This window comes from Flavobacterium sp. (assembly GCF_035760125.1).
GTDB lineage: Bacteria > Bacteroidota > Bacteroidia > Flavobacteriales > Flavobacteriaceae > Flavobacterium.
In genome coordinates this window covers 1-10,540 of record NZ_DASTTN010000114.1, presented here as the reverse complement: position 1 = coordinate 10,540, position 10,540 = coordinate 1, and the positions used below count along the sequence as shown (strand labels likewise).

Annotated in this window: 8 protein-coding genes; 5 read left to right on the top strand and 3 right to left on the bottom strand. The window is 35.2% G+C overall.

Annotation, left to right across the window (positions count from 1 at the left end; translation table 11 throughout):
• Positions 1 to 141: 141 nt before the first annotated feature.
• Positions 142 to 471, bottom strand: coding sequence for a multidrug efflux SMR transporter (locus VFS71_RS04490; protein ID WP_326399628.1), 330 nt, complete (start codon positions 469 to 471; stop codon positions 142 to 144).
• 2 nt (positions 472 to 473) lie between these two features.
• Positions 474 to 2,744 carry a cation:proton antiporter gene (locus VFS71_RS04485; RefSeq protein WP_326399626.1) on the bottom strand — a complete coding sequence of 757 codons (2,271 nt, stop codon included), beginning with the start codon at positions 2,742 to 2,744 and terminating at the stop codon, positions 474 to 476.
• A 197-nt stretch (positions 2,745 to 2,941) separates the two neighbouring features.
• Here VFS71_RS04485 and VFS71_RS04480 point away from each other — a divergent pair, with 197 nt between their 5' ends.
• From VFS71_RS04480 to VFS71_RS04465, 4 genes are all read left to right on the top strand, one after another.
• Entirely contained in the window at positions 2,942 to 5,362 is a 2,421-nt protein-coding gene (locus VFS71_RS04480; protein ID WP_326399624.1) for an efflux RND transporter permease subunit, read from the top strand.
• Positions 5,363 to 5,711: 349 nt separating this feature from the next.
• The gene (gene asnS, locus VFS71_RS04475; protein ID WP_326399623.1) at positions 5,712 to 7,145 is read left to right on the top strand and encodes an asparagine--tRNA ligase; all 1,434 of its coding nucleotides are present in this window, start codon (positions 5,712 to 5,714) and stop codon (positions 7,143 to 7,145) included.
• A 71-nt stretch (positions 7,146 to 7,216) separates the two neighbouring features.
• A complete protein-coding gene (gene rpoN / locus VFS71_RS04470; protein ID WP_326399622.1) occupies positions 7,217 to 8,683 on the top strand; it encodes an RNA polymerase factor sigma-54 in 1,467 nt (488 codons plus the stop codon).
• Between the two features lie 44 nt (positions 8,684 to 8,727).
• Positions 8,728 to 9,333 (top strand): hypothetical protein, encoded by a 606-nt coding sequence (locus VFS71_RS04465; protein ID WP_326399621.1) that lies wholly within the window; start codon positions 8,728 to 8,730, stop codon positions 9,331 to 9,333.
• Here the strand turns inward: VFS71_RS04465 and VFS71_RS04460 are convergent.
• Positions 9,328 to 10,035 carry a porin family protein gene (locus tag VFS71_RS04460; protein WP_326399620.1) on the bottom strand — a complete coding sequence of 236 codons (708 nt, stop codon included), beginning with the start codon at positions 10,033 to 10,035 and terminating at the stop codon, positions 9,328 to 9,330. The two genes, VFS71_RS04465 and VFS71_RS04460, sit on opposite strands and share 6 nt — an antisense overlap.
• A 251-nt stretch (positions 10,036 to 10,286) precedes the next feature.
• Here VFS71_RS04460 and VFS71_RS04455 point away from each other — a divergent pair.
• The coding region (locus tag VFS71_RS04455; protein ID WP_326399619.1) for an NAD(P)-binding domain-containing protein at positions 10,287 to 10,540 on the top strand (254 nt) is incomplete at its 3' end.

The window sequence follows — 10,540 nt, the reverse complement described above, 5'->3', positions numbered from 1 at the left end:
CTATCAATCTATATACAAGATAACAAAGCAACCCGATAAATACCAAAATAATTACCAGCAAGACATATATGATGTTATTGTTTTCTTGTACGTTATCCATTTTAGATTTAATTTGAAATGATTAAAAAGAGCTCAACACTATTAATGTACCGAAACAAATTTCAATCCGATTATAGACGATATCAAAGTAAACAAGAAAAAAAGCCTCCAAAAAGTTGCGGGCTCTTTGAATATAAAAATACCAACCAGAACAGTTCCAACAGCTCCAATTCCTGTCCATACAGCATAAGCGGTACCAATTGGCAAAGTTTGGGAAGCTTTGTATAATAGCGTCATACTGATAGAAAGTGCAATAAAGAAACCAATCATCCACAAAGTCGAGGTCATACCCGAAGTCTCTTTGGCTTTGCCCAAACAAGTAGCAAAACCTACCTCAAAAAAACCGGCTATAATAAGTAAAATCCAATTCATAATTACGGTTTAATAATCAATACAGAAGGCACCCCACTTAACCAAACAGGGCGAGAATCCAATAAGTCTTTCCAGCTTTCTAAACTTACAATCATTAAATCCTGCTTGATTAAGAAGTCATCTGTCAAAATTGATTCGTTATCCAAAATCACATTCTTTGGAAATTTTTGTTTTAAGGAACCTAGAGCACTTGCAATTACAAAATTTGATTGCATATGATCATTGATATCCAAAAAGGCAACAGTTGCATTATTATTGTAAATTATTTTTTGTGCATAATCTATCAAAAAAGAATCCTCGGAACCGTATATTGGAACAAAAACCTGATTCACTTCTTTTAAGTCTTTGTCGATCAAAACTCCCAACGGCATTTTGACTTTCAGAACAATTTGTCTTGTTCTCTCATCAAATGGTGAATTCACAAACAGCCCTTCTTTACCCGTAAATTTATCCAACAATCTCTCGGGATTTATAATTCTCGAGGTAAATCCTATTACTTTCCCCAGTAAAGTTCCCTCAAATATGGATTTTCCAAGTCCGACCAATAATAGATCATATTCCCCTTGATTGGCAATATCAATTATTTCTGTATCAATGTCAATTGTCGCTTTAAAGATTGTAGTTATTTCCTGTTTCAAAACAACTGCTTCTTTCATTATAGGATTAAAGCTGCTTCTCTCTTTGTCCTCCATATTGAAAGTATGCATTTCATCACTCAAGGATAAATGCAATGCAGTAATAGTACAGGCTTCTTTTTGTTTTTTTACCAAACTATTAGCCAATCGCAACAAGGATTTACCTTTTTCATTATTCCCAAAAGAAATCAAAATTCTGTATTTGCTGTGATTTACTTCTTCATCATGGTCTATGACATCACTGGTTTTGAAAATATAATTGATTAAATCCAAGGCAGGTCCTGTCATAAAAGTAGTCACCAAAGCCATGATTACCATCATCGTAAAGACTTCGGTCGTAAGAACTCCAAGGGCCAATCCAATATTCAATACAATTAATTCCATCAAACCTCTTGTATTCATCAAGGCCCCAATAACAAGACTATTTCTCCAACTTTGCCCAACGAATTTGGCTGCCAAAGCGCTGCCCAAAAACTTACCCGCTACGGCAACAAGAATGATAAAACCAGTTACTTTCCACAAATAAGGCTCGTTTAACAAACCTATTTCGGTACGCAAACCAGTGAATACAAAGAACAAAGGAAGCAACAATATTACTGATACATCTTCAACTTTGGAGATAAAAACAGTTCTGAACTTAGGGACATCCGGCATAATTGCACCCATCATAAAAGCGCCAAACAAGGCATGAATACCAACTAATTCTGTAGCATAAGAAGAAATAATCAATATCAAAAAGAAAATGGCGACAACGGGCTTACTCAAACTGTCCTTGGATCCGTATAAGTCTCCAATTCGTTTCAAGAAGGGTTTTACCAAATATATCATTACTACCACATAAATCGCGGCCAACGAAATGATGTACATTGAACTTTCGAAAGTTCCAGCTTTTACAATGGCAATTACTACAGCTAATAAACACCAAGCTGTAATATCGTCGGCAGCGGCGCAAGTAATTGCAATAGCACCCAATTTGGTTTTATGCATGCCTCTTTCCTGGACAATTCGTGCCAAAACAGGAAACGCAGTTATACTCATGGCAATCCCCATAAACAAACTAAAAGAAAGAAACTTAACTCCCTCTGGAGCAAAACGATTGTAAACAAAATATGCTAATCCAATTCCTAATGCAAATGGAATTACAATACTCGCATGACTGATAACAACTGCTTCTTTAGCTCTGTTTTTCAACACCTTAATATCAAGTTCCATACCAATTACGAACATAAAAAGTATCAACCCAATTTGGCTCAAAAACTTTAAGTTCTCTAAGGAATTGGCTGGAAAAAGTGCATGAAAAAAATCAGGAAAATACAAACCTAATAAGGAGGGCCCTAGTGCAATACCAGCAATAATTTCACCAATTACCGAAGGTTGTCCTATTTTTTTGAAAAACCATCCAAAAAGGCGAGCCACGAGAATAATCATTATAATTTGCGCCAATAAAATAGCCAAAGGATCTTGTACGTTATGAATCATTGAAGTGATAAAATCGTCCCAGGAACTGACGCTTGCCTCTTTATGAATAATGGTTTTGTTTCCCTCAAGATGCTTACCAGACCTTATAATCCAATACATTAGCGCAGTAAAACCACCTGTAACCCCTAAATAAAATAATGTATTCCTGTACTTTTTCATACCAATAGCAATGCGCAAATTTGTTTTATAAAACAAAGATGAGAAAAACTAATCTATTAATTATAAAACAAAGAAAAATAGTAACTAAAATTTAATTCCAGCAATAACGCGTGCTCAAAAAAGAAAAAATAACTTTACCAATAAGGAAGGCTTTATTTCTAAAGGTTTACTAAATTTGCACTTTTAAAAATTTTAAGATGAAAAAATGGTTTAGCCTTGGATTTTGGGAATTAATTGCCAGAGTTGTAATCAGAAATAAAGCACTAATGCTATCGCTAATTGCGTTAATTACGATACTTCTAGCAATGCAATGGAAAAACATCCACTTCACCCATACCGAAGCTAATCTTTTACCTGCCGACAACATAGTCAATATCGAATACAATGCTTTTTTAAACAAGTTTGGAGAAGAAGGGAACCTGATTGTCATTGGCGTAAAAAACAATGCGATATTCACTCCAAAAGTTTATGCCTCTTGGGTAAAACTAATGGAAACTATCAAATCCAACAAGGATGTCGATTTGGTTATTTCATTAAATGATCTAAAAAAACTGCAAAAAAACGAAGCCGAGGAAAAATTTGAACTAGTTCCATTTGTTGACCAAAACAAAACATTGGACAAAGACTATCTGCTAAAAATTAAGCATGAACTTTTTAATAAACTCCCTTTTTACGAAGGATTACTTTTTAATAAAAAATCAGGAAGCATCCGCTCGGCAGTTTATCTCGATAAAAAAATTGTAAACACGCCAGAGAGAAAAAACTATGTTCTCAACAAACTGATTCCTGCCATAAAATCCTTCGAAAAGGAAACAAACATCAAGCTTCGTGTTTCAGGAATGCCTTATATCAGAACGCTGAATGCGCAGACCATCCTCAATGAAATTAGTCTTTTCATTGGTGCAGCATTATTTGTCACTTCCCTATTGTTCTTTTACTTTTTCAGAAGTTTTAGAGCTACGATGATATCTCTTTTCATTGTAATCATTAGTGTAATGTGGTCTTTTGGAATTTTGGGATTATTGAATTATGAGATTACGGTATTGACTGCCATGGTGCCAACGTTAATGATTGTTATCGGAATTCCGAACTGTATATTCCTGACAAACAAATACCATCAGGAATTCAAAATTCACGGAAACAAAGCCAAAGCCATACAGCGTGTAACTACCAAGGTGGGAATGGCGATGCTGATGACCAATGTGACCACCGCGATTGGATTTTTCACTTTTATCACTTCCAATAATAAACTACTTATCGAGTTTGGAAATGTGACCTCTATCAACATTTTAATGCTGTTCATACTATGCATCATTGCTATTCCAATTTTGCACAGCTATGTTCCAGCCCCGATAGAAAGACATTTGGAACATTTGGACAGAAATTCCATCAAGAGTTTCATGGATTGGATCTTGAGAAATGTAAAGTATAATCGTTTCTCTATTTATGCTGTGGCTGTCAGTCTTTTGGTCATAAGCATCATAGGAATCAACAAATTGCGCATTTCCGGAAGTTTAATTGAAGACATGCCCAAAAAAGAAGAGTTCTTCAAGGACATTGTTTTTTTCGAAAAAGAATTTGACGGTGTTATGCCATTGGAAATAATGATTGACACCAAACACAAGAAAGGGATAATGAAATTATCTACTTTGAAAAAAATGGATGAACTCCAAAAAACAATAGAGGAAATTCCGGAACTTTCAAAACCGATTTCCATTGTCAATCTAGTTAAATATTCCAAACAGGCTTATTACAATGGTAATCCTGATTATTATGAGTTACCCACTTCACAGGAACAGGCTTTTATTTTGTCCTATGCCAAAAATGCCACTAAGAATTCCAAAGAGAATTTGATGAAAAGCTATGTTGACAAAGAGGGACAAGTAGCCCGAATTACTACATTTATGCGTGATGAAAGCGGCGGCAGAATCCCTATAATTGAAGCCGAAATCCGAAGAAAAGCTGATATATTATTCCCTCCTGACAGATACAAGGTAATTATTACAGGAAAAGCGTTAGTTTTCCAGAAAGGAACTGGATACCTGCTCGATAACTTGCTTTCTTCGTTGGTGTTTGCGTTTTTCTTGACAGCGCTTTTGATTGCATTTATGTTTCGCTCTTTCAAGATGGTGTTGGTTTCGATAATCCCAAACCTCTTGCCTTTGTTGCTTACTGCGGGAATTATGGGCTTTTTGGACATTCCGTTAAAACCTTCGACGATTTTGGTTTTTGGTATTGCCTTTGGGCTTTCGGTCGATGACACAGTTCGATTCTTGGCCCAATACCGGGAAGAGTTAAAGAAAAACGACTGGAAAATAAAGAAATCTGTTTATGCAACCTTCAACGAATCGGGACTGAGTATGTTTTACACTTCGATCGTTTTGTTCTTCGGATTTTCGGTATTTATGCTATCGAGCTTTGGGGGAACTATTGCCCTTGGGGGATTGATTTCATTGACTTTATTATTCGGGATGTTATCAAATTTGATGTTGCTTCCTGCATTGGTGTTGACATTGAACAAAACAATTGCCAACGAACAGGAATTTATAGAACCTAAAATTGAGATTCTGGAATTCACGGACGAAGAAATTGATGATTTTGAGAAAAAATCAGAATAAACACACGGCTATAGAGCAATACAATTAAACTATCAAAGCTACATCCCTAAAAACGATGTAGCTTTTTGTTTTAAAACCAACTTTAATCCTCAAAATCCCCTAATCTTTCTGAAAGCCAAGCCCTGATTAGTTCACTTAATTTCTATTTTCATAGGAGTTCATTGAATTACGTTTGCAGCGGCATCCTTTTACTTTTTTCTTTAAAAAGTAAAAGATATAGCGGATAGCAGGAAATTGCTCCTTATTACACTATATCTCACAATGACAATTACAAACAAATCCTTTATATTTGCATTTAGATTAAAACACTGATTTTTGTTTTGATCTAAATTTAAAATCAAAAATTAAAATGAGACACACAAAAGTTAAAGACTTACTAAACAGTACAACGACGTTACAGGAAATTAATGCAAAAGGTTGGGTTAGAACTTTTAGGAATAATCAGTTTATTGCTTTAAATGATGGTTCTACCATTAATAATATACAGTGTGTTGTTGATTTTGAGAATACACCAGACGAAACTTTGAAGAGAATTACGACTGGAGCGGCGGTATCTGTAACTGGAAGTTTGGTGGAGAGTAAAGGCGCTGGACAAAAATACGAGATTCAGGTTAACAAACTGGAAATCTTAGGTGATTCAGATGCAGAGAAATTCCCAATGCAACCAAAGAAACATTCGTTGGAATTCCTGCGTGAAAATGCGCATTTAAGAGTTAGAACTAATGCTTTTGGAGCAATTATGCGTGTGCGTTCGGTTTTGTCATTTGCAGTACACAGTTATTTCCAGCAAAAAGGGTTTGTGTATGTAAATACGCCAATCGTCACAGGAGCCGATGCAGAAGGTGCTGGCGAAATGTTCCAAGTAACTTTATTGCCATTGGACAATTTACCTAAAAACGAAGAAGGTAACATTGACTATAAAAAAGATTTCTTCGGAAAACACACAAACTTAACGGTTTCTGGGCAATTGGAAGGAGAAACTTTTGCAATGGCTTTGGGACAAATTTATACTTTTGGACCTACTTTTAGAGCCGAAAATTCAAATACTTCTCGCCATTTGGCTGAATTTTGGATGATTGAGCCAGAAGTAGCTTTCAATGATTTGAATGACAATATGGATCTTGCTGAAGATTTTATTAAATATGTAGTAAAATATGCGGTTGACAATTGCGGTGATGATTTGAAATTCTTGGAAGGTCGTTTGATCGAAGAAGAAAAATCAAAACCACAGGCTGAAAGAAGCGAAATGCCTTTGTTGGAAAAATTAGGTTTTGTCATGAATAACAATTTCAAACGTGTTTCATATACTGAAGCTATTGACATCCTAAGAGATTCCACTCCAAACAAAAAGAAAAAATTCCAATATATCATTAACGAATGGGGAGCTGATTTACAATCGGAACACGAGCGTTATTTGGTTGAGAAACACTTTAAATGTCCGGTAATCTTGTTTGATTATCCTGCAAATATCAAAGCTTTCTACATGCGTTTGAACGAAGACGGAAAAACAGTTCGTGCGATGGATATCCTTTTCCCTGGAATTGGAGAAATCGTAGGAGGTTCTCAAAGAGAGGAGCGTTTTGATGTTTTGGTCGAAAAAATGAAAGCCCTAGGAATCGACGAAGAAGAATTATGGTGGTACTTGGATACTAGAAGATTTGGTTCTGCGGTTCACTCTGGTTTTGGACTTGGATTTGAAAGATTGGTACTTTTTGTAACTGGAATGACCAACATACGTGACGTAATTCCTTTCCCAAGAACACCACAGAATGCTGAATTTTAATAAAGAGTTGATGGTTGATGGTTGTCGGTTTTTAGCCAACAACCATTAACCAATAACCAACAACTATAAATATGCTAAAGCAATTTTTAAATTTAAAAATATCACAGAAATTATCTCCACAACAAATCCAGTTGATGAAGTTAATTCAGTTGCCTACGCAAGCATTTGAGCAAAGATTGTTGGAAGAAATGAATGAGAATCCTGCTCTGGAATCTGGAAAAGAGGAGGACAATTATGAAAAAGACGAATACGACACTGAACAATATGACGACTATGACGATTCGGAGGCTGACAGAGTCGAAGCCGAAGACATCAACATAGACGAATATCTAAACAGCGACGACACTCCTGATTACAAAACACAGGCCAACAATTACAGCGATGACGATGAAACCAAAGAAACGCCATTTGCCGCAACGATAAGTTTTCATCAAGACCTCATCAATCAATTAAACACTTTCATCCTGAATGATGAAGAACGTGATATTGCCGAATTTTTGGTGGGAAGTATTGACGATATGGGATATATCCGAAGAAGCGTCTCGGACCTGGTCGATGACATGGCCTTTACCCAAGGGCTTTACACTACCGAGAAACAAGTTGAAGCTATTCTACATATCATTCATGAACTCGAACCAACAGGCGTTGGAGCTAGGGATTTACAGGAATGTCTATTGTTACAACTAAAACATAAAACCCCAACTGAATCAGTTGAATTGGCCACAAACATAATCGAACAGCAATTTGATTCGTTCGTGAGAAAGCATTATGACAAATTGATTCAGAAATTCAGCATTTCCAATGAACAGCTTAGAAATGCCATTCATGAAATTGAAAGGCTCAATCCAAAACCTGGAGGCTCTTTTTCTGGAAACAATAAAATTACTGAAAACGTAGTCCCTGATTTCACCATTCGTATCGTTGATGGAGATTTAGAGCTTACATTGAATGGCAGAAATGCCCCTTCCCTACACGTTTCCAAAGATTATCAGGAAATGATGCAAACCTATAAAGAATCGAAAGACAAATCGCATTCGCAAAAAGACGCAGTGCAGTTTATCAAACAAAAATTGGATTCAGCCAAATGGTTTATAGATGCCATCAAACAGCGCCAAGACACTTTGTACGTAACGATGAATGCCATTATGCATTATCAAAAAGACTATTTGCTTGATGGTGATGAAACGCGATTGAAACCGATGATTTTAAAAGACATTGCCGATATGGTTGGACTCGACATATCGACAGTTTCCAGAGTGGCTAACAGTAAATATGTAGAAACTCCTTATGGTACAAAACTGATAAAAGAATTCTTTTCGGAAGCCATGAAAAACGACCAAGGAGAAGAAGTATCTACAATTGAGATCAAAAGAATTCTACAAAACACCATTGAGGAAGAAGACAAAAAAAACCCGTTACCTGATGATCTTTTGGCTGAAATTCTCAAAGAAAAAGGTTATCCAATTGCACGAAGAACGATTGCAAAATACCGCGAACAATTGGAAATTCCAGTTGCCCGTATGAGAAAAAAATTATAAACACCGTTTCTCAACTTTAACACCCCTCAAATCTCTTTTTAAAATTGAAAAAGATACTCCCCATATTTTCCTATATATTCCACCCGCTTTTCACACCGATACAAGCTTGTTTTTTCTTTTTTTTATTCCATATTGCAGATTACAAAATAGAACAGATTAGCGCGTTTTTTTTGCAAATTTCAATCATAACTATTGTGACTCCGATGGCGCTGTATTATTTATTGCGATTTACAAACAAAGTAGATTCCATAATGATTGCCGATATGGAGCAACGCAAAATACCGTTAATCTTTCAAAGCTTTATAATCATTTTATTGCTAAGAAAAACCATCTCATTAGAATATTACCCTGAATTGCATTTTTTCTTTTTAGGTGCTTTGTTTAGCACTTTATTCGCACTTGGATTATTATACACCAAGACCAAAGCAAGTTTGCACATGCTCGCTATTTCGGCTTTAACTGTTTTTGTTTTTGGGTTGAATATTCATTTACAAATTGGAAATATATACATAGTCCCTTTTTTACTACTAATGAATGGATTTGTAGCTTCTTCGCGTTTGGTGATGGAAGCGCATACCCCAAGGGAATTGATTATAGGATTACTGTTAGGTAGTATACCGCAGTTAGCCTTTCTTTTTTTATGGCTATAAAATGTAAAAGACAACTCCAATACTCAACGCATTCATGGTAATGGGCACAGAATCGATTTGCGCAGACGATTTAAAACATGAGTTTATATTATAATACACTTGCAGATTAAAAGCACTGTATCCCACTGAAAGATAAACACCGTAAAGAAAGTCTTCAAAATCTTTATTGTTTTTAATGACAATTTTATCAGTGCCATCATCATAAACTGATTTATCTGCCAGTAAATAACTGACTTTAAAACCTCCATAAATTCTAAAAAACTGGAACTCTACGGGAGTTGAATTACGCCATCTAAATTCAACTGGAAGTTCAACCCGGAATTGTTCGAACCTGTTTTTGTTATAATTTACTGTCGATGGTATTACACCATAAACAGGGTTTTGGTTCGTTCCTTTAATAGACATATTTTGAAGATAGTTATTAAACGAAAGACCAATACCTGGTGCTATTGCAAAAGTCCGGCTTTTGTTTATCGGCATATCCCTAAGAAACCCTGCAGAAAAACCAAAAGATATCTTTTCTTGAGACACTCCAGAAGGTTTTTTTAAAAGCGAATTATAATTAAGACCCGCATAAAACTGATCTTCCCTGTAGAGACTGTCGATCTTGACGTGCAAAGTATCAATTGAAAATGTATTCTCTTGAGAATATCCTCTGAAAAATGATAAAAAAAGAAAACAGCCAAGAAATAATCGCATCATTATTTTGAGAATTAAATTGAGAGTTAAAGCATTCAAAGTTTACTAAAACCAATTGCTGTTACAAATATAAGATTTTGGGAGTTTGATAGCGCTTTTAAATATAAATTAAACTTCGCCGTAAATAATCAAATAAAAATCATTCAAAATATCTGAAAAAAGTATTACTTATTAATTAAAACACATATTTTTACTATTTACACGCATAAGTAATCCAAAATAAACATACACAGCACCTTAAAAAATAAATAAAAATGCAAATAGGTATTATAGGACTTGGAAAAATGGGGTTTAATTTGGCTTTAAATCTAAATCGAAATCAATATGAAGTTATTGCCCATGATGTGAATTCTACTTTCGTCAAGAATATTGCAAAAGAAGGAATAAAAACAGCAACTACTGTCGAAGAATTATGCCAACAGTTACAAAATCGGAAAGTAATCTGGCTAATGGTTCCAGCAGGCGAAATTGTCGATGAAGTAATAACTTCTCTACTTCCTTTTTTAAA

Coding starts and splice junctions, on each gene's coding strand:
- VFS71_RS04460 (WP_326399620.1), bottom strand. CDS start 10,035: ATGATGCGATTATTTCTTGGCTGTTTTCTTTTTTTATCATTTTTCAGA.
- rpoN (WP_326399622.1), top strand. CDS start 7,217: ATGCTAAAGCAATTTTTAAATTTAAAAATATCACAGAAATTATCTCCA.
- VFS71_RS04480 (WP_326399624.1), top strand. CDS start 2,942: ATGAAAAAATGGTTTAGCCTTGGATTTTGGGAATTAATTGCCAGAGTT.
- asnS (WP_326399623.1), top strand. CDS start 5,712: ATGAGACACACAAAAGTTAAAGACTTACTAAACAGTACAACGACGTTA.
- VFS71_RS04485 (WP_326399626.1), bottom strand. CDS start 2,744: ATGAAAAAGTACAGGAATACATTATTTTATTTAGGGGTTACAGGTGGT.
- VFS71_RS04490 (WP_326399628.1), bottom strand. CDS start 471: ATGAATTGGATTTTACTTATTATAGCCGGTTTTTTTGAGGTAGGTTTT.